The organism is Acinetobacter sp. 3657 (genome assembly GCF_031456775.1).
Classification (GTDB): domain Bacteria; phylum Pseudomonadota; class Gammaproteobacteria; order Pseudomonadales; family Moraxellaceae; genus Acinetobacter.
Map to the genome: position 1 here is coordinate 84,094 of NZ_JAVDVH010000010.1, position 23,050 is coordinate 107,143.

Annotated in this window: 24 protein-coding genes and 2 tRNA genes; 21 read left to right on the forward strand and 5 right to left on the reverse strand. The window is 42.2% G+C overall.

Annotated features, from left to right (window positions below; all coding sequences use genetic code 11):
- The first annotated feature begins 21 nt into the window (after positions 1-21).
- From J2Y37_RS11820 to J2Y37_RS11855, 8 genes are all read left to right on the forward strand, one after another.
- Positions 22-1,539 carry a CoA-acylating methylmalonate-semialdehyde dehydrogenase gene (locus J2Y37_RS11820; RefSeq protein ID WP_349032944.1) on the forward strand — a complete coding sequence of 506 codons (1,518 nt, stop codon included), beginning with the start codon at positions 22-24 and terminating at the stop codon, positions 1,537-1,539.
- 11 nt (positions 1,540-1,550) lie between these two features.
- On the forward strand, positions 1,551-2,441 hold the full coding sequence (gene mmsB / locus J2Y37_RS11825; protein WP_349032945.1) for a 3-hydroxyisobutyrate dehydrogenase: 891 nt from the start codon (positions 1,551-1,553) through the stop codon (positions 2,439-2,441).
- 95 nt (positions 2,442-2,536) lie between these two features.
- Entirely contained in the window at positions 2,537-4,186 is a 1,650-nt protein-coding gene (locus J2Y37_RS11830; protein WP_349032946.1) for an AMP-binding protein, read from the forward strand.
- Between the two features lie 11 nt (positions 4,187-4,197).
- On the forward strand, positions 4,198-5,325 hold the full coding sequence (locus tag J2Y37_RS11835) for an acyl-CoA dehydrogenase family protein (protein ID WP_349032947.1): 1,128 nt from the start codon (positions 4,198-4,200) through the stop codon (positions 5,323-5,325).
- Between the two features lie 21 nt (positions 5,326-5,346).
- Positions 5,347-6,120, forward strand: a complete 774-nt coding sequence (locus J2Y37_RS11840) for an enoyl-CoA hydratase (protein ID WP_349032971.1) — start codon at positions 5,347-5,349, stop codon at positions 6,118-6,120.
- A 12-nt stretch (positions 6,121-6,132) separates the two neighbouring features.
- Positions 6,133-7,158 carry an enoyl-CoA hydratase/isomerase family protein gene (locus J2Y37_RS11845; RefSeq protein ID WP_349032948.1) on the forward strand — a complete coding sequence of 342 codons (1,026 nt, stop codon included), beginning with the start codon at positions 6,133-6,135 and terminating at the stop codon, positions 7,156-7,158.
- Positions 7,159-7,281: 123 nt separating this feature from the next.
- Positions 7,282-8,643 carry an MFS transporter gene (locus J2Y37_RS11850; protein ID WP_349032949.1) on the forward strand — a complete coding sequence of 454 codons (1,362 nt, stop codon included), beginning with the start codon at positions 7,282-7,284 and terminating at the stop codon, positions 8,641-8,643.
- Between the two features lie 182 nt (positions 8,644-8,825).
- The gene (locus tag J2Y37_RS11855) at positions 8,826-9,284 is read left to right on the forward strand and encodes a GNAT family N-acetyltransferase (RefSeq protein WP_349032950.1); all 459 of its coding nucleotides are present in this window, start codon (positions 8,826-8,828) and stop codon (positions 9,282-9,284) included.
- A 48-nt stretch (positions 9,285-9,332) separates the two neighbouring features.
- Here J2Y37_RS11855 and J2Y37_RS11860 read toward each other — a convergent pair.
- Positions 9,333-9,408 (reverse strand) — tRNA-Gly (locus tag J2Y37_RS11860).
- Between the two features lie 41 nt (positions 9,409-9,449).
- Positions 9,450-9,522: transfer RNA gene (locus tag J2Y37_RS11865), tRNA-Gly, on the reverse strand.
- A 189-nt stretch (positions 9,523-9,711) separates the two neighbouring features.
- Between J2Y37_RS11865 and J2Y37_RS11870 the strand changes: the two genes are divergently transcribed.
- The 5 genes from J2Y37_RS11870 (at position 9,712) to J2Y37_RS11890 (ending at position 12,549) form a co-directional block, all read left to right on the forward strand.
- Positions 9,712-10,020: a BolA family protein gene (locus tag J2Y37_RS11870; protein ID WP_121930381.1), complete on the forward strand. Its 309-nt coding sequence runs from the start codon at positions 9,712-9,714 to the stop codon at positions 10,018-10,020.
- A gap of 9 nt (positions 10,021-10,029) precedes the next feature.
- Entirely contained in the window at positions 10,030-10,422 is a 393-nt protein-coding gene (locus tag J2Y37_RS11875; RefSeq protein WP_349032951.1) for a SirB2 family protein, read from the forward strand.
- Positions 10,423-10,505: 83 nt separating this feature from the next.
- On the forward strand, positions 10,506-11,348 hold the full coding sequence (locus tag J2Y37_RS11880) for a ParA family protein (protein ID WP_349032952.1): 843 nt from the start codon (positions 10,506-10,508) through the stop codon (positions 11,346-11,348).
- Between the two features lie 9 nt (positions 11,349-11,357).
- Positions 11,358-11,750 carry a hypothetical protein gene (locus J2Y37_RS11885; RefSeq protein ID WP_130162502.1) on the forward strand — a complete coding sequence of 131 codons (393 nt, stop codon included), beginning with the start codon at positions 11,358-11,360 and terminating at the stop codon, positions 11,748-11,750.
- Between the two features lie 208 nt (positions 11,751-11,958).
- Positions 11,959-12,549 carry a LysE family transporter gene (locus J2Y37_RS11890; RefSeq protein ID WP_004668082.1) on the forward strand — a complete coding sequence of 197 codons (591 nt, stop codon included), beginning with the start codon at positions 11,959-11,961 and terminating at the stop codon, positions 12,547-12,549.
- A gap of 22 nt (positions 12,550-12,571) precedes the next feature.
- On the opposite strand, the gene J2Y37_RS11895 is transcribed toward J2Y37_RS11890, so the two are convergent.
- Positions 12,572-13,213 carry a DedA family protein gene (locus J2Y37_RS11895; protein WP_349032972.1) on the reverse strand — a complete coding sequence of 214 codons (642 nt, stop codon included), beginning with the start codon at positions 13,211-13,213 and terminating at the stop codon, positions 12,572-12,574.
- Between the two features lie 228 nt (positions 13,214-13,441).
- Here J2Y37_RS11895 and J2Y37_RS11900 point away from each other — a divergent pair, with 228 nt between their 5' ends.
- Both J2Y37_RS11900 and J2Y37_RS11905 read left to right on the forward strand, forming a co-directional pair.
- The gene (locus J2Y37_RS11900; protein WP_349032953.1) at positions 13,442-13,864 is read left to right on the forward strand and encodes a DoxX family protein; all 423 of its coding nucleotides are present in this window, start codon (positions 13,442-13,444) and stop codon (positions 13,862-13,864) included.
- Between the two features lie 131 nt (positions 13,865-13,995).
- Positions 13,996-14,364, forward strand: coding sequence for a NirD/YgiW/YdeI family stress tolerance protein (locus J2Y37_RS11905; RefSeq protein WP_349032954.1), 369 nt, complete (start codon positions 13,996-13,998; stop codon positions 14,362-14,364).
- A 50-nt stretch (positions 14,365-14,414) separates the two neighbouring features.
- Here J2Y37_RS11905 and J2Y37_RS11910 read toward each other — a convergent pair whose 3' ends face one another.
- Complete coding sequence (locus tag J2Y37_RS11910; RefSeq protein ID WP_349032955.1) at positions 14,415-15,653, reverse strand: DUF445 family protein; 1,239 nt, start codon at positions 15,651-15,653, stop codon at positions 14,415-14,417.
- A gap of 447 nt (positions 15,654-16,100) precedes the next feature.
- Between J2Y37_RS11910 and guaA the strand changes: the two genes are divergently transcribed.
- Complete coding sequence (guaA, locus tag J2Y37_RS11915) at positions 16,101-17,669, forward strand: glutamine-hydrolyzing GMP synthase (RefSeq protein WP_034594860.1); 1,569 nt, start codon at positions 16,101-16,103, stop codon at positions 17,667-17,669.
- Between the two features lie 188 nt (positions 17,670-17,857).
- Here the strand turns inward: guaA and J2Y37_RS11920 are convergent, their stop codons facing one another.
- Complete coding sequence (locus tag J2Y37_RS11920) at positions 17,858-18,373, reverse strand: tetratricopeptide repeat protein (RefSeq protein WP_349032956.1); 516 nt, start codon at positions 18,371-18,373, stop codon at positions 17,858-17,860.
- A gap of 440 nt (positions 18,374-18,813) precedes the next feature.
- On the opposite strand from J2Y37_RS11920, the gene J2Y37_RS11925 reads away from it, so the two are divergent.
- From J2Y37_RS11925 to J2Y37_RS11945, 5 genes are all read left to right on the forward strand, one after another.
- On the forward strand, positions 18,814-19,815 hold the full coding sequence (locus J2Y37_RS11925) for a DUF1852 domain-containing protein (protein ID WP_349032957.1): 1,002 nt from the start codon (positions 18,814-18,816) through the stop codon (positions 19,813-19,815).
- A 27-nt stretch (positions 19,816-19,842) separates the two neighbouring features.
- Complete coding sequence (locus J2Y37_RS11930; RefSeq protein WP_349032958.1) at positions 19,843-20,871, forward strand: methionine synthase; 1,029 nt, start codon at positions 19,843-19,845, stop codon at positions 20,869-20,871.
- A 159-nt stretch (positions 20,872-21,030) separates the two neighbouring features.
- Positions 21,031-21,522 carry a flavin reductase gene (locus J2Y37_RS11935; protein ID WP_349032959.1) on the forward strand — a complete coding sequence of 164 codons (492 nt, stop codon included), beginning with the start codon at positions 21,031-21,033 and terminating at the stop codon, positions 21,520-21,522.
- Between the two features lie 154 nt (positions 21,523-21,676).
- Positions 21,677-22,624 carry a pirin family protein gene (locus tag J2Y37_RS11940; protein ID WP_349032960.1) on the forward strand — a complete coding sequence of 316 codons (948 nt, stop codon included), beginning with the start codon at positions 21,677-21,679 and terminating at the stop codon, positions 22,622-22,624.
- Positions 22,621-23,019: an OsmC family protein gene (locus tag J2Y37_RS11945; protein ID WP_349032961.1), complete on the forward strand. Its 399-nt coding sequence runs from the start codon at positions 22,621-22,623 to the stop codon at positions 23,017-23,019. The genes J2Y37_RS11940 and J2Y37_RS11945 overlap by 4 nt, the downstream gene beginning before the upstream one ends.
- The last annotated feature ends 31 nt before the right edge of the window (positions 23,020-23,050 follow it).

Below are 23,050 nucleotides of genomic sequence, written 5' to 3' on the forward strand. Positions count from 1 at the left end.
AATAGTGCCTATGGAGAGGTTATGAATACAATCCAAAAAATCGAATTGGAAACCGCTAAATTACTCATTAACGGACAATTCATCGAATCTGAAACACAGCAATGGCAAGACATCGTCAATCCTGCAACTCAGGAAGTGATTGGTCGTGTGCCTTTTGCGACGATTCAGGAAGTGGATGCTGCCATTCAAGCTGCACAAGATGCTTTTGCGACTTGGCGTCAAACCCCGATTCAGGCACGTATGCGCATCATGCTCAAGTTGCAAGATTTGATTCGTGCCAACATGAAAGAAATTGCACAGGTACTTACCGCTGAACAGGGTAAAACTTTAGCGGATGCTGAAGGTGATATTCAACGTGGCTTAGAAGTGGTTGAGCATGCGTGTTCCGTCGGTACACTGCAAATGGGTGAGTACATCGAAGGTGTCGCGCGTGGGGTTGATACTTATACCTTGCAACAACCGTTAGGTGTTTGTGCAGGTATTACCCCATTTAACTTCCCAGCCATGATTCCATTGTGGATGTTCCCAATGGCAATCGTCTGTGGCAATACCTTTGTATTGAAACCATCTGAACAAGATCCTTTAAGCACCATGATGTTGGTTGAACTTGCGATTCAGGCAGGTGTGCCAGCAGGTGTGCTGAATGTGGTACATGGCGGCAAAGAAGTGGTGGATCGTCTCTGCACGCATCATCATATTAAAGCGATTTCATTTGTCGGTTCAACTGCGGTGGGGACCCATGTCTATAACCTCGCAGGACAACATGGCAAACGTGTGCAATCGATGATGGGTGCGAAAAACCATGTGGTGGTGATGCCAGATGCGAACAAAGAACAAACCCTCAATGCCTTGGTTGGTGCGGCTTTCGGTGCAGCCGGACAGCGTTGTATGGCGTTGTCTGTTGCCGTGATGGTCGGTGAGAGTAAGCAATGGGTTCAAGAGCTGGTTGAAAAAGCCAAAACTTTAACTGTGAATGCGGGGCATGAGCCGAATACAGACATTGGTCCTGTGATTTCTCAACGCGCCAAAGCACGCGTGATTGACTTGATTAATAGCGGTGTCGAGCAAGGTGCAGCGCTGTTGCTTGATGGCCGTGATGTGCAAGTTAAAGGTTATGAATCAGGTAACTTTGTTGGTGCGACCATTTTTAATGGCGTGACCACTGATATGCGCATTTATAAAGAAGAAATCTTTGGACCAGTGCTCGCAATTATTGCTGTAGACACTTTGGAGCAAGCGATTGAGCTGATCAATGCCAATCCATTTGGTAATGGTGTTGGACTCTTTACTCAAAGCGGTGCGATAGCCCGCACTTTCCAAAACTTAATTGATATTGGTCAAGTTGGGATCAATATTCCAATTCCTGTACCTGTGCCATTCTTTAGCTTTACTGGTTCGCGTGGTTCAAAACTGGGCGATTTGGGACCATACGGCAAGCAGGCCGTGCAGTTCTATACCCAAACCAAAACTATTACCAGTCGTTGGTTTGAAGACAGCCATGAAGTGGGCAGTGTAAACACCACCATTAGTTTACGTTAAGGGGATCACGGATGAATATCGCCTTTATCGGTCTCGGAAATATGGGCGGCAGAATGGCCCATAACCTGCTCAAAGCAGGGCTTACCGTCTATGGTTATGACCTCAGTGACGTGGCAAATCAGCACTTCGCTGACGCGGGTGGCATCGTTTGTGACAGTCCACAAGCCGCAGCTAAACATGCAGATGTGGTGATCACCATGTTACCAGCAGCCAAGCATGTCAAAGAGGTTTATCTCGGTGAAGAGGGTGTGTTGGAGGTCTTGAAAGCAGGTGCTTTGTGTATAGACAGCAGTACCATTGACCCACAGACCATTAAAGACATCGCTGCGCTTGCACAAAGTAAAAATATTCACATTTGCGATGCACCTGTTTCAGGGGGCACCATTGGCGCGCAAGCGGGTACCTTAACGTTTATGGTGGGTGCCAATGATCAGACCTTTGAGGAAGTCAAACCTGTACTCAGTCATATGGGCAAAAATGTCATCCATTGTGGTGATGTCGGTGCAGGGCAAATTGCCAAGATTTGCAATAACTTAATTCTCGGGATCTCGATGGCTGCTGTGGCAGAGGGCATGGCGTTGGGTGCGAAACTTGGCATTGATCCGCAAGCATTAGCTGGTGTGGTGAATACTTCAAGTGGTCGTTGCTGGAGTTCAGAGGTCTGTAACCCGTGGCCCCACATCAATGAAAATGCACCTGCCTCTCGTGGCTATCAAGATGGTTTCGCCACACAGCTAATGCTGAAAGATTTAGGTCTCGCAGTCGAAGCGGCGGGGCAGGTTAAACAGCCGATTTTGTTAGGCGGCATGGTGCAGCAGCTATATCAACAAATGTGTATGCGTGGTAATGCTCACCTTGATTTCTCTAGCATTATCCAGCAGTACCTTCCAGAAGAAGTCTAAGTACCAAGCATTATTGTAGGCACGAAGCCATAGGATGGCTTTGAATCATGAAACTCTGTCGTGAATAACTACAAATCCAGACTGAGGGAATAGAGATGTTAAATTATAAAGATGTCGCACAAGCTTTTGATTTAGAAAGCACAGCTCAACACATGCTGTCAGGTTCATTAGATGCACTCAATGCGTGTTATGAGTGTTGTGACCGACATGTAGACGGTGAAAAAGTGGCCTTGTATTGGCAAGGCAAAGATGGACGCAAGGAGCAATACACTTTTGCTCAATTACAACAGTGGTCCAGTCAATTTGCCAACTTTTTAAAATCACAAGGTGTACAGGCAGGCGATCGTATTTCGGGATTATTGCCAAGAACACCTGAACTGATCGTGACGATTTTAGCCGCATGGCGAATTGGAGCCGTATATCAGCCGCTATTTACCGCTTTTGGCCCTAAAGCGATTGAACATCGTATACAGCTTGCACAAAGTAATTTGGTGGTGACGGATGTAGCAAACCGTAGCAAGCTGGATGAGATTGAGCAATGTCCTGCGATTGTGACGGTTGCTGATGCTGAAGGCACAGCACTTACAGTGGGTGATTTTAATTTTTGGAATGAGCTGAATCAGCAGTCTGATCAATGTGAATTGGTCATGCGCAATATCCAAGACCCGTTCTTACTCATGTTTACTTCAGGCACAACGGGACCTGCAAAACCCCTCGAAGTGCCGCTAAAAGCTTTGATTGCATTTGGTCGGTATATGCTAGATGCGATTGGTCTAACTGAAGACGATGCCTTTTGGAATATTGCCGATCCGGGTTGGGCTTATGGTTTGTATTACGCGATTACTGGGCCGTTATTCTTGGGTCATGCCACTTTGTTTTATGAAGGTGGTTTTAGCACCGACAGTCTGTGTCAAATCGTCAAAGATTATCAGATCACCAACTTAGCAGGCGCACCAACGGCCTATCGGATGATGATGGCAGCCGATCCAGCACAAATGGCAGTGTTAAAAGGTCAATTTCGTGTGGTCAGTAGTGCAGGTGAGCCGCTCAATCCAGAAGTGATTCGATGGTTTAAACAGGTACTTGATGCACCGATTTATGATCATTATGGGCAAACTGAAGTGGGTATGGTGGTGTGTAACCATCACGGTCTAAGTCATGTAATTCGTGCAGGTGCCGCAGGTTTTCCAAGTCCGGGTTATCGCGTTGCGGTGGTCAATGAACAAGGCGAAGAACTTCCGCCAGACACCGCAGGAATTTTGGCGGTGGATATCAGTCAATCACCGATGATGTGGTTTGGGGGTTATAAGGAAAGTCGTAAATCGCCTTTTGTCGGTCATTACTATTTGACGGGTGATACTGCTGAATTACATGCTGATGGCAGTATGAGTTTTGTTGGGCGTAGTGATGATGTGATCACGACATCGGGCTATCGCATTGGGCCATTCGATGTCGAAAGTGCATTGCTTGAACACGATGCGGTGATCGAAGCTGCTGTGATCGGCGTACCTGATCCTGATCGGACTGAATTGGTGAAGGCATTCGTGATTTTAGCGGCAGGAGCACAGCCTTCAAATACATTGATTGAAGAGCTGAGCCAGTTTGTGAAAAAACGTCTTTCTGCGCATGCCTATCCACGTCTGGTTGAATTTGTGACAGAACTGCCGAAAACACCAAGTGGCAAAATTCAGCGCTTTTTATTACGTAATCAGGAAATTGCGAAACAACAAGCGAAAGCAGGTTAAAGGACGAAAATATGCAATTGACCGAAGAACAATTACTCATTCGTGACATGGCGAAAAGCTTCGCCCAAGAACAAATCAAACCCCATGTCAGTGACTGGGATCGAGATGGCACCTTTCCCAAAACCGCTTTGGCGCAAATGGGGCAGCTTGGTTTTATGGGCATGCTGGTGCCAGAACAATGGGGCGGTTCAGATACTGGCAATCTCGCCTATGTACTGGCACTGGAAGAAGTCGCGGCGGCTGATGGTGCAACTTCGACCATTATGAGCGTGCACAACTCGGTCGGTTGTGTGCCGATTTTAAAATTTGGCAATGACGAGCAAAAACAACGTTTCTTAAAGCCCTTAGCACAAGGTGAGATGATCGGGGCATTTGCTCTAACTGAACCACATACAGGTTCGGACGCTGCTGCGCTTAAAACCCGCGCGGTCAAAGATGGCGATGATTACATTCTCAACGGTGCGAAACAGTTTATTACCTCGGGTCATAATGCAGGGGTGATTATTGTGTTTGCGGTTACTGATCCGAGTGCAGGCAAAAAAGGCATCAGTGCCTTTTTAGTACCACGCGATACGTCAGGTTATGAAGTCATTCGTGTCGAAGAGAAATTAGGTTTACATGCTTCGGATACCTGTCAGATCGCCTTGACTGATGTTCGTGTGCACAAAAGTTTGATGCTGGGCAAAGAGGGTGAAGGTCTAAAAATTGCACTCGCGAACTTGGAAGGTGGTCGTATTGGTATTGCTGCACAAGCGGTGGGTTTAGCACGAGCGGCACTAGAAGAAGCAACGCGTTATGCCAAAGAACGTCTGACTTTTGGCAAACCGATTTTTGAGCATCAAGCGATTGCCTTTCGCTTGGCCAGCATGGCCACCGAAATCGAGGCAGCACGACAGTTGGTGCACTATGCCGCACGTCTGAAAGAAGCAGGCCAACCCTGTTTGAATGAAGCATCCATGGCGAAACTGTTTGCCTCGGAAATGACGGAGCGCGTTTGCTCAAATGCGCTACAAGTCTTTGGTGGCTATGGCTATCTCAAAGATTTTCCGATTGAGCGTATCTACCGTGATGCACGAATTTGTCAGATTTATGAAGGCACTAGCGACATTCAGCGTTTAGTGATCGCACGTAGCCTATAAAACCAAAACAAGGAATGAATGATGCAGTGGCAAACTATTTTATTGGAAAAGCGTAATGGTGTTGGGTTAATTACCCTCAATCGCCCTAAAGCGTTGAATGCCCTAAACAGTGAATTGATCAGTGAAGTGAATCAAGCCCTCGACCAACTAGAAAAAGATCGTGAGATTGGGTGTATCGTGTTAGCGGGTTCTGAAAAAGCCTTTGCAGCAGGTGCGGATATTAAGGAAATGGCAGAGTTGAATTTTCCTGATATTTATTTTGATGATTTTTTCCATCTCGCAGATCGTATTGCTCAACGCCGTAAACCTTTGATTGCTGCTGTCAGTGGTTATGCTTTGGGTGGCGGTTGTGAGTTGGCTCTGATGTGTGACTTTATCTACTGCGCTGACAATGCCAAGTTTGGTTTACCTGAAGTCACTTTAGGTGTGATTCCGGGGATCGGTGGTACACAACGTTTAACCCATGCGATTGGTAAAGCCAAAGCCATGGAAATGTGTTTGACTGCACGACAAATGGGGGCAGTTGAAGCTGAGTTGAGTGGTTTGGTTGCACGTGTATTCAACAAAGAAGACCTACTCCAACAAACCCTACAAGCAGCAGAACAAATTGCGACACGTTCATTGACTGCAAACATGATGCTGAAAGAAACCATCAATCGTGCATTCGAAGTCAATTTGACCGAAGGTTTACGTTTTGAACGACGCATGTTCCATTCGATTTTTGCGACTTCGGATCAAAAAGAAGGCATGCAAGCTTTTGTTGAAAAGCGGCAGGCAAATTTTAAAAATCAATAAGAGATCAACAAAATGAACAAAGAAAATCACTTAATGATTGAGCAACAAGCTGGTCTTGGCATGATCACATTGGATCGAGTGACCCATCTCAATGCTTTGTCTCTTGAAATGATTGATGGGGTTCGAGCACAACTCGAACTTTGGCGAGATGATGCTTCTATCCAAGCGGTTTTGATCAAATCGAATAGCCCAAAAGCTTTTTGTGCAGGTGGCGATATTCGCTATCTGTATGACAGCTATAAACAGGGAACAACCGATCATCAAGGCTATTTTAGTGCCGAATATAAGATGCTCATCACCATCCGTGACTACCAAAAATCCGTCATCGTTCTGCTCGATGGTTATGTGCTGGGTGGTGGTTTTGGCTTAGCGCAAGCTTGTCACATTATTGTGAGTAGTGAGAAATCACGCTTTGCCATGCCTGAAACTGCGATTGGCTTTTTCCCAGATGTTGGGGCAACGCATTTCCTGTCCAGACTGGATGATATTGGCGTGTATATGGCGATCACGGGCGAGCAAATCAGTAGTAGTGATGCCCTTTATCTTGATTTGATTGACTATCACGTACCGAGCGAGAAGTTACAAGCGCTGCAAGATGCACTGATCGATGCGTCAGATTTGAGCAAAGAACACATAGAACAAATTGTCAGCCGTTTTATTACGCGTCCTGTTGAAAGTGAATTAAAACAATTGGCGGAAGCGATTCGTAAACATTTTGGTTTTCAACACTTGGATGAGATTGAGCAGAGTCTTGCAAATGAACAAGACGAGCAGTTACAACCGTGGGCAAACAAAATGCTCCATCTTCTGCAACAACGTTCTTTTGTCGCCAAACAAACCAGTTTAAAACTGCAACATTTAGGGCGTGGGCTTTCATTAGAGCAATGTATGCAACTTGAGCGTGATTTGCAGGATATTTGGTTTGAGCATGGCGACTTTATTGAAGGGGTACGTGCGCTGATTGTTGATAAAGACAAACAACCTCAATGGAAGAAAGCCAATCCTGAACTGGAGCAAATTTTAGAAAAACTTAGCTAAACACATTATAAAAAAAAATAAAAAAGCGTACAGAAAGACAGCGGGATTTGAAATGCTTATGGTCAGGGTTGCCCATAAGCATCAAAACGCAAAAACAAGAAGATCCAAGAAAGGAAAATTGTGATGCAAACAGCAAATGGAAACGGTTCAGCCCCTAAAAAGTCGTCACATCGATTGGCAGGGATTTCTAGCATGGTCGGCACCACCATTGAGTGGTATGACTTTTTTATCTATGGCGCGGCGGCAGCGCTGATTTTTAATAAGTTATTTTTCCCAAATCTTGATCCACTGACAGGTGTGTTGGCTGCATTTGGTACTTATGCCGTTGGTTTCATTGGACGACCGTTAGGTGGTTTAGTGTTCGGACATTTTGGTGACAAGATCGGTCGTAAATCCATGTTGTTACTGACCTTGATGCTCATGGGTATTCCAACGATTCTGATCGGGCTATTACCCACTTACGAAACAATAGGTTATTGGGCTGCGGTCTGCTTGGTGATCTTGCGCTTTATTCAAGGTATGGCGATGGGTGGCGAGTGGGGCGGTGCTGTGCTCATGGCAGTTGAACATGCACCTGAAGGCAAAAAAGGATTTTGGGGCAGTTTGCCTCAAGCCAGTACGGGTGGTGGTTTGATGTTGGCCTCGATTGCACTTGGGCTTGTGTCCTTGCTTCCTGAACCAGCATTGTTTAGTTGGGGTTGGCGCATTCCTTTCCTAGCGAGCATTGTTTTACTCGGTGTGGGGTGGTATATCCGTGTCAAAGTGCCTGAATCACCGGACTTTGAAAAAGTAAAACAGCAAGCCGAACAAGTCAAAGTCCCTGCATTACAAGTGTTTAAACGTCATCCTAAACAACTCATTACCATTATCGTGGCGCGTGCCGCTGAAAATGCATGGTTCTATATCGCTTCCACTTTTACTTTGGCATACACCACGGCCCAATTGGGGATTCCACGCCAAGATATTTTATTTGCCACCATCTGTGGTGCAGCGGTGATTTTATTTATGACGCCGTTGTGTGGACATTTGTCAGATAAAGTTGGTCAGCGCAATATGTTTATGTTTGGCTTATGTGTGTTGGCACTGTTTAGCTATCCATTCTTTAGTATGTTAAACACCAAAGATCCTGTATTGGTCTGGACTGCGATTGTTTTGGCAATCGGTGTGGTTTTCCCAATTATGTACGCACCACAAGCACAACTGTTCGCACGTCAGTTCCCTGCTGAAATTCGTTATAGTGGCATCTCGATCTCAGTGCAATTAGCAGGCGTATTGGGTGGGGGAATCGCACCATTAATCGCCACTAAATTATTGAGCGTCGGAGGTGGGAATCCTTATCTGATTATGATTTATATTGGCTCGATGGCGCTGGTGGCGATTGTCGCCACTACCTTTATGCCACGAGATCGAGTTTATCGAGCGAATGGTGCGTATATGCAATCAGAAGATTTAGATTTGAAAACCAAAATCACTGAACAATCATAGCGAATAGATGTATAGACAGAAAAAAGCCCTAATCTTTCGACTAGGGCTTTTCTTGAATCTGGAGCGGGAAAGAAGACTCGAACACCCAATCTAACTTTAGCTATAGTCACGGACATAAATTATGCTAGATGATAATCTATAGAACTACCATTTATTGCTAATCGTTGTTTTGAGGTTTGAATATGATTGAAATTGCTCAACAGCAAGATGCAAAAGTAATCTTAAATGTTATCAAAAAAAGTATAGTGTCCTGCTCTCTAGATCATCAAGATAATCAAAATGTTATTGATGAATGGTTATCAAATAAAACTGAAGAAAATATCATTAATTGGATAAACAACTCTTATTCGTATGTGTACAAAAAGGACAATAAGATTGTAGGTTTTATTTTGATGTCTAAAGGGGGAGTCATCCTTCTAAATTATGTTTTACCTGATTATCAAGGCGATGGCATCGGAAGTGCAATGATTGATTTCATCATTTCTCTTTCTCACCAACTCGATAAAATTACGCTTGAATCTACGCTAACTGCGAAAAAATTTTATGAGCGTAAAAACTTTATCATTCTGGAAGAAATCTACGAATATGAAAAGTTAGTCGGCTTTAAAATGCAATTAAGGCTAGCTGGTAATCTTGCTTAAAAGATAAGAAAAAAGCCCTAATCTTTCGACTAGGGCTTTTTTTGAATCTGGAGCGGGAAAGGAGACTCGAACTCCCGACCCCAACCTTGGCAAGGTTATGCTCTACCAACTGAGCTATTCCCGCTTATTGAGCAGTTTTTTCTAAAACTTACACTAAAAAATTTGAGCGGGAAAGGAGACTCGAACTCCCGACCCCAACCTTGGCAAGGTTATGCTCTACCAACTGAGCTATTCCCGCATGCCGTGTATAATACATTATGCAAAAATAGGGTCAATAATTTTATGCAAAGAAATTGATTAATTGCATAAAATAAAAGCACTTCTAGGTTTTAAAAAGCAAAAAAGCGAAATTTTGTATAAGCGTTTTACTCAAGGTACGCTCATGTATACTAGTGGACTACCTCAATCTGAACCTACAGAGTGACTGATGAAATTAGAACAACAGTTGATTGAACGTTTACAAACCCTCGCTCCGAGCCATCTTGAAGTGATCAATGAGTCGGCAGGGCATGGCGGTTATTTTCCTGGGAAAGAATCACATTTTAAAGTGATCGTGGTCAGTGATGCGTTCCAAGGCCTACGTTTGGTACAACGCCATCAAAAAATTTATGCGGTTGCCGCTGAGCTGATGAGTCCAGGACAGATTCACGCTTTAGCCATTCACGCCTATGTGCCAAGTGAATGGCAAGGTCAAGCGCCAGTAAGCCCTGAATGTGCACATGCACCAAAACCTTAAGGATAGATTATGGATGCACATTTAATCACCAAGATTATTCATATGTCAGCAGTCAGTCTGTTGATTTTGGTCTTTGTTGCACGTGCCGCAACGTTATTTGTGGGCACGGAACAGCAACAACCTAGCCCTAAAGTGCGCAAAGGCTTTGTGGGTTTACAACATTTGTCGCTGACGCTGATTATTATCACTGGCGCAATATTACTGGTGATGAATAACTTTGAAGTACAGCCTTGGTTCTATGCCAAAGTGATTCTATTTTTTGTGCTTTGGTCGTCTATGCTTAAAACGTATAGAGAGGATAGCAGCATTTTATTGGTACAGCGTCGTATCGGTGTTTTGATCGGTGCAATTGCATTGGTGGGGATTCTTGGTTTGGTGATGATGAAGCCCGTTTTTGGGTAATTGTCTGACATTGTTTTAGTAATTGTTGGGGCACTAGGTTAAACTGTGTGCAATTTGCAAAAAAAATCGTGTAGAGGGAAATCATGTTAACTCGTGTGGTATTTAACCAAAAAGGTGGTGTGGGGAAATCAAGTATCACTGTAAATTTAGCGGCGATTAGCGCTAAACAAGGATATAGAACCTTGGTGATTGATCTAGATCCACAAGCAAATTCAAGCCAATACCTTTTAGGTGAAGATGCGACATATTCTGCGGACAAAGCCGCATTAGAGCCAAACATTGAAAATTTCTTTGACGATATTTTAGCGACAACACAGCAAAAGGGCTTGATCGGCAATGCGATCGGCTCAATTCTTAAAGCGCCTCGCAGCAAAGGTTTGGACAGTTATGTTCATCGCACATCTTTTGAAAATTTGGATGTGATTCCTGCCAGTCCAAGTTTAGGTGCGCTTGAACATGCTTTGGAAAGTAAGCATAAAATTTATAAGTTACGTGATTCGATTCAGGTGTTAAGTTCACGTTATGACCGTATTTATATTGATACGCCTCCTGCATTTAATTTCTTTACATTATCCGCGCTGATTTCAGCACAACGTGTGTTGATTCCATTTGATTGTGATGTATTTTCAAAACGTGCGTTACAAACTTTGATTGAAAATGTGCTCGAAACCCAAGATGATCATAATGATCGCTTGGAGATTGAAGGAATCGTGGTTAATCAATTCCAAGCTCAAGCAAAATTACCGCGTGAAGTGGTTCAACAGTTAAAAGATGAAGGTTTACCTGTGTTAGCAAGCATGCTGCCCCCATCTGTATTGATGAAAGAATCACATCAAAAGAATCTACCCTTGATTCATTTGGCATCTGAACATAAGTTGACGCTTGCTTATGTCACCTTGTTCAATGAGATTGAATCAAAGCAATAAGAGAACGTTATGAAACGCTTATATTGGATGCCTGTTTTGGCCGCGACGATGCTATTGGGTGCTTGTGCATCAACGGTTAAACCCGCTTATGTCTCGCCAACACAATACCAAGCTTTAAACTGTCAACAACTACAAGCGGAATACAACCGTATTCAGCATTATATTGACAATGGTGTACAAACGCCGAAACGAACTGGTGTCGGAGTTGGCGTGGGACTTGGTGGTGGCTGGGGAGGCAAAAGCGGTTGGGGCTTTGGTCCATCAGTTTCTGTGAATATGGGCCAGTCGATGAATACCAAAAATACTGAGCTCGCAAAAGTTTTAGGTCAGCAAGACGCAATTGTGCAAGCAGCACAGTTTAAAGGCTGTCCAATTATTGTGAAACCACGACCGAAATCATAGTTTTTAGCGATTATTGCCGTAGTTCGCTACGGCAGTAAAAACTAAATCTTAGCAAAATGTTTCAAGTAAAAATTATAAAAATCAATAATTTGTATTTATTCCCCGTGCTATTATCTTCATCTTGTCTATTCAGGCAGTCGCTTAAAACTTGTCTATTCCCCCTAAATTCGTTTAAGGTGGCGACCACGAACAGTCATTCGGTATATATATGATAGAGAGTTGGTTTTTTGTTTTGGCAATGTTGGCGGTGTTACTTATTCCCGGTCCAACCAATGCTATGCTTGCCAGTGCAACACACCAACAAGGTGTACCTAAAACACTCGCGTTTATCCCTATAGAATGGTTAGGCTATATATATGGTGTGAGTTTATGGGCATTGTTTATCCATCTTTTTGAACCTATTTGGCCCGCGCTGGGGGTGATTCTCCATGTTGGTGGTTTACTCTACGTGCTTTGGATGGCATTCCATCTCTGGAAAAGCTCTCATCTACAAAAACATTCTCAACATCATCAACATATACGCAAGACACAGTTATTTATATCGACCTTAAAAAACCCAAAAACGGTGCTGTTGGCAGCAGGGATTTTTCCGCTTGAGACATGGAATTCGGTGCAAAATGCGGCTTTAGTATTTACGATTTTTACGTTGATATTGATTCCAGTTTCTATTTTCTGGATGGTCTTTGGACGTGCTCTGTTAGCGGGAAGTTTGGCTGGAATTAAAGCCGACCATTTATATAAAGGATCGGCGATGTTATTGCTGATTTGTATGCTACCGATGGTATTTCGTTTCTTTTAAACTCAAGTAGTAGCAGAGCTGGCTAGGCTTTGCGACGATTCATTCTTTGACGAATAAAACCGATAATACCCGGTAAAATACTGAGAATAATGATGCCGAAAATCAAAAAGGTGAAATTGTCTTTCACAATTGGCATGTTACCAAATAGATAACCCAACGTAATAAATGAGGAAATCCAGCAGAAAGCGCCGATGACGTTGTAGGTGAGGAAATATTTATAATTCATGCTACCCGCACCAGCAACAAAGGGTGCAAAGGTACGTGCGAATGGAATAAATCGGGCAAATATAATGGTTTTTCCACCGTGACGTTCAAAAAACTGCTGTGTTTTAAACAAGTGCTGTTTATTGATAAAACGCGAATTAGTTTCAAATACACGTGGGCCGATATAGTGACCAATATGATAATTGACGGTATCGCCTAATACAGCCGCAATAAACAGCAACACACCTAATACCCATGGATCCATGACACCTGTTGAAGCGGCAAGTGCACCGGCTGCAAAAAGTAAACTATCACCCGGTAGAAATGGCATAACCACAAAGCCAGTTTCGACAAAAATAATCAGAAACAAAATGGCATAGATCCATACGCCATAATTGGTGATAAACTCTAAAAGGTGCTCGTCAACGTGCAGAATAAAATCAATGAGTTCCATGAAAATGTTAACACTATAAATTTGAGCTAAATCCTAACAGCGCGTGTGTGGAATGTCAGTATAAAAAGCAAATTAATTGGTAACTTTACTTGCGCTAACACTTAAACGGCTAGAGGAAGAGAAAAAGTCTCTTTGTTTCAAATACAGAACGATGCGTGAACAAATATAGTGTTTATTGCAAAATAAAAGATACATAAACTGTTCCTATCTTAAAAAAATCACGTGGAATAAAGCATGTTAAATCCGAATGTTGTTGTAAAAAATATCGTAACGCAGTCTGGTGTAGAAAATACCGTGGCGCTGATTGCTCGTATCTTGATGGCTTATATATTTATCATTGCTGGCTGGGGTAAACTTACCGCCTATGGCGCTACCGCAGGCTATATGGACGCCATGGGTGTGCCTGCTGCATTGTTGCCGCTGACTATTTTGGTTGAATTTGGTGGTGGTTTAGCACTGTTATTTGGTTTCCAAGCACGTTTTGCCGCATTTGGCCTAGCGATCTTTAGTATTTTGACTGCATTTCTTTTTCATGCTGCCGATGATCAAGCACAACAAATTAACTTTATGAAGAACTTAGCGATGTCAGGCGGTCTATTTTATCTGATGCTGCATGGCGCAGGTCGTTTTAGTCTTGATCATGCCATTGAAAAATAATCATCGATGCAAATAACCTTCACTTAAACCAGTGAGGGTTATTTTTTTACCTATAAATTTTACCGATGATTACAAACAAAAGTCGAAATATCTGCTTAGATCATAAGATGTTAAACACAGCGGGATTTGAAATGAAAAGAATGATGGTGAGTTGTGGGCTTTTGATTGTACTGGGATTATCTTCAAGTGCTTGGGCAGGTAAAGATGATCATGTGTTGGTACAAGAAGCCGCTAAGAATGTCGTGACAGTGAGTCAGGCAGCAAAAATGGCAGATGAAACAGGCGTTACTTTGACGGGTCAAATTACCAAGCATCTCAAAAGTGATCACTATGAGTTCAAAGATGCCAGTGGTACGATTGGTGTTGAAATTGATGATGATATTTGGCGTCAAGCAGGATTAAAGGTCGGTGACCATGTACGACTCGTGGGTGAGGTGGATACTCATCGGTATAAGCCGACTGATATTGAAGTGATTAGCATTGAGAAACATCAGCACTGATTAAAAATAAAAAAAGGAAGCGAGCGCTTCCTTTTTTGATTGGGAAAAATTTAGAGCATAAAGAGAATTTGCATCTCGCCGACCATAAAACCAAGTACCGCACCCACGATGATCAATGACCATTCATCTTCTTTAAATGCGGGGCGTAGCATACCTTCAAATTCTTCAGGACTGAGTCGTTGCATGCGTTTGACCAGCGTATTGCGGACATCCATTGCATCTTCAGCATAAGATTCTACATAACGCATTGTTTCTGGTAGTTGTTGCAAAATACGTTCAGTTACTTCTGTTTTGATATTTTGATACTTCTCACCGCCAATCGCATAGACCACGAGAGGGCGAACCACGCCTGCTTGTAAGTCAATTTCTTGTTTGACATGTCGACTGACCAGATCAATGACTTTATCTGAGTGTGTACCAGAAAAAAGCTCTTCCATCATGTTGCGAGAAGTGAGTAACTGCTTTGAAATTAAAGCGGCGTAATCGGCTGCGACTTCATTTTGGCGCTTAATGAAAAGCCCTTGGAATGTAAAACCCATAACTTTTTTCGGGTGCAGTGGTCTAAACATCATTTGTAAAGCAATCCAGTCACTGAAAAAGCCGACAAAACCACCAAACAAAGGGAGCATCCATGGATACTGACCTTGGGTCACTACCCAGCATACCATCTGAATTACACCAATCCCGAAACCAAAAATAAAGCCGACATTACTAAAGAATTTGAACTCTTGTTTGCCGACTTTTTTAAAGATTTCGTTGAGTAAGCGTTTATCTTTAAGCAGATTGTTGACCACCATGTGCTTAATATCGAAGTACTTAGTGACATCTTTTTGTACTTCGCCCATGATATGTTCAACAATTTCAGGCGCTTTAGCTTGAACTCGCTTAATCAATCTCTGACGTGCAAACTCTGGCATACCTTCCCATAAACCAGGTTGATACTGTTGAGCTACTTCACGGGTAATGTCTTCTGCGGCCGCCATTAATGGTTTTTCAATTTCTTGGGCGATACGCTTTGGGTCGAGTCTGGCAAAAATTTCTTCAGGTTTAATTAGCTTCGAGGTCATCAGCTCTACGGCTGTGGTTGCCATCTTTTCTGCTTTACGGGGTACAATTCCTTGCCATCCCAGCGGTAAGCCAAATAATCTAAGCCCTTTAAATTCAAGTGGCCCGAACATCATTTGAACCGCAATGACTTTGGTTATATAACCAATAAAGCCACTAATAAACGGGATGGAAATATATAACCAGAAATTCTGTTGAAAATCCGCAATCATTTCTTGAAACATTATTTTATTGGTCCTTCAAGTCCTAATTGTTGCTCGTGATCGGGCAAGCCATAGATAAAGAGTTAAATATTTGAGGATAGATGTTGATGATTCGCCTATACATGTATGTATTAGGCTTTGAGTCCCCTTTTGTTAGTTTTCCTTTTTCAAGGACATCGAAATCGCAAAAAAATAAGCAAACGATGGCGTCGATTGAATACCTTTCCATGGTAATGCAAATTTTCGCTTCATCATATTAGCACCAATTTTTGCTTTGTGTTGAGCAGAATTGGCAAGAATTGTTGATTTAGCTCTCTTTTTCGATGTTGTGCAGCAAAAATTTAATTTAAATATTAGCGGCCGTTGATGAGTAGCGCTAAAAAATAAGATAGGTGATGAATTGCGGTGCGCCAAAGCATGAAAAATGTTAGAATAGGGCGCTTATTTCATTTGCTTTTATGTTTAGCTATGACGACCAATACTCAAATTACTGAAGATCGTATCCTTATCTTGGATTTCGGCTCTCAATATAGCCAGCTGATTGCACGACGTGTGCGTGAAGCAGGTGTCTACTCTGAAATGTATGCCTTCGATATGTCTGAAGAAGACATTCGTGCATTCAATCCAAACGGGATTATTTTATCAGGTGGCCCTGAAAGCGTACATCAAGAAGGTAGTCCACGTGCACCTCAAGTTGTATTTGAGCTGGGTGTGCCAGTTTTGGGTATTTGCTATGGTTTGCAAACCATGTCTGAACAACTGGGCGGAAAAGTAGAAGCCGGTACAGTTCATGAGTTTGGCTATGCTGAAGTTGATATTGTGGTGCGTGATCAGTTAATTGGTCATTTGCAAGATCGTGAAAACCAACTTCATGTATGGATGAGCCATGGCGATAAAGTCGGTGCGATTCCTGAAGGTTTCCAAGTCACAGCAAGTACGCCGAGCTGTCCATTTGCCGCAGTGAGTGATGAAACCCGCCGTTTTTATGGTGTGCAGTTCCACCCTGAAGTCACGCATACAGCAAAAGGTGCTGAGTTACTTTCAAACTTTGTGCACAAGATTTGTGGTTGCCGTGGTTTGTGGACACCTGAACACATCATTGATTTGCGTATCGAGCAATTACGTCAACAAATTGGTAATGAAAAAGTTCTGTTAGGTTTATCTGGTGGTGTCGATTCATCTGTTGTGGCTGCATTGTTGCACAAAGCGATTGGCGATCAGTTAACTTGCGTATTTGTAGACAATGGTCTGCTTCGTTTAAACGAAGGTGATCAAGTGATGCAAATGTTCGCAGAAAACATGGGGATTCGAGTCATTCGTGCCGATGCGGAACAACGTTTCTTATCTGCATTGGCTGGTGAAGTTGATCCTGAGAAAAAACGTAAAATCATTGGTCGTGAATTTATTGCCGTCTTCGCTGAAGAAGCGCGTAAATTGGATGGCGTGAAATTCTTGGCGCAAGGTACGATTTACCCAGACGTCATTGAATCTGCAGCAAGCAAACAAGGTAAAGCACACGTCATTAAATCTCACCACAATGTGGGTGGTTTACCTGATGATTTAGAGTTTGAATTGGTTGAGCCATTACGTGACTTGTTCAAAGATGAAGTACGTAAATTGGGAACCACCATTGGCTTGCCACACAGCATGATTTATCGTCATCCATTCCCAGGTCCAGGTTTGGGCGTGCGTATCTTGGGTGAAGTGAAAAAAGAATATGCAGATATTCTTCGTCTTGCCGATGACATCTTCATGCAAGAGCTTCGTGCAAGTGGTTGGTATGACAAAACAGCTCAAGCATTCGCGGTATTCCAACCTGTAAAATCAGTAGGTGTGGTGGGTGATGGCCGTCGTTATGCATGGGTGATTGCACTTCGTGCGGTTGAAACCGTTGACTTTATGACGGCGCGTTTTGCTCATTTACCGTATGACTTGGTTGATAAAATCTCAACACGTATCATGAACGAAATCAAAGATGTTTCACGTGTTGTGTACGACGTGTCATCTAAGCCACCAGCGACGATTGAATGGGAGTAATTCAGGGATTTCAAGAAGCGAAGCTTCTTGCCTGAATTACGTCAAGCGCTCTGCGCTTGGTATTAGGGATTGCTAAAGCTCGTTAAGAAAAGCCGACTTAGAAAAGTCGGCTTTTTGTTTTTATTTTAGAGTTTAATGAGTTTTTAAATCATTTTGTATAATGCGTATTATTTTGATTTTAGACATAATTAATGATTTGCTTTATCTTCCCAAAATTTTGCGGTATCTAAATTTTTTTCTACACCTACTCCATATTGATACATAAACTCAAGATCTCTCATCGCTTCTTTACTGCCAAGAGAAGCAGCTTTTTTAAATAAATTTAATGCTTTATCAGTATCTTTGGTAACTCCCTCACCATTACGATATAGTGTAGCTAAACCCACCATAGAATCAGTATGATTTAGGTCAGACCCTTTTGAAAACCACACAAAAGCTTTTTTATAGTGTTCATCAGCATCAGTTGGATTCATATCTTCAACTAGACCAGCATATGTCGCATAGCCATCACCGAGCCAATACATCGCATTAACATTGCCACTTTCCGCTGACCTAATAGCCCAGCTTTCTGCTTGAGCCTCATCTTCTTCAATTCCGTAACCATGTATATATACATCGGCTAATTCTAGTTGCGCTGATGAATCACCATTTTTAGCTTTCGCTAATAAATCATTTGAAAAAGTTGGATTAGCTGAAGTTTCCATAGAAAAGATTAGTCCTAAAACAATAGATGTAAGTTTGAGAATTTTCACTTTGTACCTTTCAATTAAAGTTACATTTACTTCGTTATATTATTAATACTAATTTAAAAAAATGAAAAGTTAGAACTATTCTACATAATGGGGCTATAGGAAACTTTCCCCACTTTTCTTATTCTTAATAATCTGACATTACAGTAAAAAAGTTGCACCTAAAAAGCCCCACCCCATCACTTCAAACATGAAACCTGTTTAATTACACCCTTAATTACTAATCTAAGCGGCTCTACATTTACGCAAGAGATTGTTAATAAATAATAAATCTAAAAAGATGAATTTTACTCACTTTTCTATGAAACTAAATCATTTTTATTCATGTTGTGAATCGGGTATAAATCACATCATAAAGAAATTAGATTTATCACGGAAATTAGGGTGTCAGATCAATGAGTAAAGAATTTAAATTTACGCTTAAGAGTATTCGTTTCGATGAAGACTATCGCCCTTCAGACAATACTCGCATTACCACCAACTTTGCGAATTTGGCTAGAGGCGAAAGTCGTCAAGAAAATTTACGCAATACTTTAAAAATGATCGACAATCGTTTCAATACTTTGGCACATTGGGATAACCCAAATAGCGATCGCTATTCTGTCGAACTTGAAATTATTTCCGTTGAAATGAAAATTGATGCTGAAAGCAATACAAATGCATTGCCTTTGATTGAAATATTAAAAACCAATATTGTTGATAAAAAAAACAATCAGCGCATTGAAGGCATTGTCGGGAATAATTTTTCTTCTTACGTACGTGACTATGATTTTAGTGTGTTATTGCTTGATCATAATAAAAATCAGTCTGAATTCAAAACACCAGAAAACTTTGGTGATCTACATGGCAACTTGTTTAAGAGCTTTATTAACTCTGATACTTACAAAGCAAACTTCAAAAAACAGCCTGTGATCTGCCTCAGTGTTTCGAGCAGTAAGGTCTATCAACGTAGTGATAATCAACATCCAGTTTTGGGTGTCGAATACCTGCAAGATGAATACTCTTTAACCGATGAATATTTCCAAAAAATGGGCTTAAAAGTTCGTTACTTTATGCCGCCAAATAGCGTTGCGCCTTTGGCATTCTATTTCTCAGGTGATTTGTTAAGTGATTACACCAATCTTGAGTTGATCAGCACAATTAGTACCATGGAAAGCTTCCAAAAAATTTATCGTCCTGAGATTTACAACGCTAACGCTGCGGCAGGAACATCTTATCAACCGAGTTTGAAGAACCAAGATTATTCACTTACTCGCATTGTGTATGACCGAGAAGAGCGTAGCCGATTGGCGATTGAACAAGGCAAATTCGTTGAAGAGCAGTTCATCAAACCCTATCAGAATATTCTTGAGCAGTGGGCGAAGAACTACGCTGATCAAAACTGTGCTGCTGTTTAACTATTCATATTGAGAAGATGATTGACGATGAAAATATTATTACCGACTTCAACAGCTGGCAGCTTACCAAAACCATCTTGGCTTGCAGAACCAGAAAAGCTTTGGTCACCTTGGAAGTTACAAGATGAAGAACTGATTCACGGCAAACAAGATGCGTTACGTTTGTCGTTGCAAGAACAGCAGCATGCAGGCATTGACATCGTTAGCGATGGTGAACAAACCCGTCAGCATTTTGTCACCACTTTTATTGAACATCTTGACGGTGTAGATTTTGAAAAACGTGAGACGGTTCGAATCCGTGATCGTTATGATGCGAGTGTACCGTCAGTTGTAGGTGCAGTGAGTCGTCAAAAACCTGTTTTTGTTGAAGATGCCAAATTTTTACGTCAGCAAACCAAGCAACCGATCAAATGGGCGTTGCCTGGTCCGATGACTATGATTGATACGCTTTATGATGGGCATTATAAAAGTCGTGAAAAACTTGCTTGGGAATTTGCCAAAATTCTTAATCAAGAAGCGAGAGAGTTAGAAGCCGCAGGTGTAGATATCATTCAGTTTGATGAGCCAGCATTTAATGTGTTTTTTGATGAAGTGAACGATTGGGGTGTTGCCACTTTAGAAAGAGCGCTCGAAGGTCTTAAGTGTGAAACTGCAGTTCATATTTGCTATGGCTATGGCATCAAAGCCAATACTGATTGGAAAAAGACACTCGGTTCAGAGTGGCGTCAATATGAAGAAGCATTCCCAAAACTGCAAAAATCCAAGATTGATATCGTTTCGTTAGAATGCCAAAACTCACGCGTGCCAATGGATCTGATTGAATTGATTCGAGGCAAGAAAGTGATGGTGGGTGCGATCGATGTGGCAACCAATCAAATTGAAACACCTGAACAAGTTGCGGATACCTTACGTAAAGCGCTTCAGTTTGTTGATGCTGACAAGCTCTACCCATCGACCAACTGTGGCATGGCGCCTTTAGCACGTGAAGTCGCAAGAGGCAAGCTCAATGCTTTAAGTGCAGGTGCGGAAATCATCCGTAGAGAACTTTCTGCTTAATACTTACCAAAATCGTATGTGTAAAGGGATGAGGCAGTTTGATTGGATTTTTTCATGATCAAACTGCTCATCCCACTCCATAAAGATGAAGTGCTTGCGTGACGGAATAGCTTGGTATCACTAAATCTCAAAACTAAGGTGCAATTTAGGAACAATGTGATGATTGAAGCAACAGACTTTAGAAATGCAATGTCTTTGTTAACCAGTGCAATTAGTGTCGTGACTACGGCAGGCTTATCTGGTCGATATGGATTTACTGCCTCTGCCGTGTGTAGTGTTACTGATACGCCTCCGACATTGTTGGTCTGTATGAATCAAGCCTCTAGCTCACATGTGCATTTTGTAGAAAACAAAATTTTAACCGTGAATGTTTTAGGTGCACATCATGAACATGTTTCCAAAGTATTTTCGTCTAAGTTAGGTCCAGAAGAACGATTTAAACATGGGATTTGGACAGAATTGGAAACTGGTGCACCCGTTTTAAATGATGCTTTGGTGAGTTTTGATTGTGAGATTGAGCAAATTCAACAAGTCGGAACGCACACTATTTTTATTTGTCCTATTGTTGCGATTCAACAAAGTCAGCACGATCAAAGTTTAGTTTATTTCAATCGCGCTTATCATCAAGTGGGGCAGACAGAAATCGCTTAACCCCATTGTGTATTCTCTTGTGCCCTCTAAAAATAGATTATCTCATTCATGACACTCTGCGTATTACTAAAAGACTATATTGATTGGTGTGTGTATTGTTAAGATCAATAAAACAACTCATTGCAATAGCATAGGTAAAAAAGAGAGCGATATCATGAGCAATAACAACGATTACGATATTTCTGATTCAAAAGACTGCGAAACTTATATCAATCAATTTATTCAAGATTTTACAATTCGTTCGGCTGAAATTGGCAAGGGCACCGTGATTAAGCGTGCTTTGCCAAGTCGACAGAAACGCCTAGTGGGAGCGTGGTGTTTCCTTGATCATGCCGGGCCTGTTACGTTTCCCGCAGGTGATGGTTTAGATGTGGGGCCACATCCACATATTGGTTTGCAGACATTCACATGGATGATTGAAGGCACCATGATGCATACCGATAGTCTGGGTTCAAAACAATTGATCCGTCCAAAACAAGTCAACCTTATGACGGCAGGGCGTGGGATTTCGCATACTGAAGTTGCCCCTGATACTGAAACCAAAATGCATGCGGCACAGCTCTGGATTGCATTGCCAGATGATAAGCGTGATATGGAACCGAACTTTGAACATTATCCAGAATTGCCTGTGGTCACCAAAGACCAAGTCGAGTTTACGGTGTTGGTCGGTGACTTTTTAGAAACGTTATCACCTGTGAAAGTGCATACCCCTTTGGTGGGTGTAGATCTCACCGCCCAAGCCGATACCAAAACACGTATTCCGTTAAACCCAGAGTTTGAATATGCCTTTATGGCACTTGAGGGAACGGCTTGCGTCAATGGTCATGAGCTAAACATAGACAATATGGTGGTCTTGGAAAAAGGTTTAACTGAAATATCAGTGGAGCTGACAAAAGGTCATCGTGTGTTATTGATTGGTGGTGAACCCTTTGAGTCACCTATTTTACTGTGGTGGAATTTTGTAGCACGTACTATGGATGATTTAAAACAAGCACGCCAAGATTGGATTAATCACGATGCGCGCTTTGGCGAGATTACTGACTATCAAGGCAAACGCTTAGAAGCACCAGTATTACCTGATCAAATGAGGGCGTCGAAATGAGTGTGATTGCAAGTGCAAAAGTACAGACTTTGGCAGCACCGTGGAAAGGTGAGGTGACGAGTGGTACACATCAATTTCTCACCGATAAGCCAGAAGCTGCTGGCGGACACGATACTGGTCCCGCACCTTATGATTTCCTCACAGCGAGTTTGGCATCATGTACCATGATTACCTTGCGGATGTATGCCAAACACAAGGAAATAGAGTTGGATGATTTTCAAGTTGAGGTCGATTTTCATACTAATCGCGAACAACAGGAAAAAATACAGCGCCGCGTAATCTTTACGCAACCTATTTCACAAGACTTAAAAGAAAAGCTTCTCAATGTCTGTAGCAAAACACCAGTGACTAAAACTTTGTTACGCAGTTTAGACATAGAGACCGTGATTCTTTAAGACTAAAGTGCTATTGTGCTTGGGCAAAACA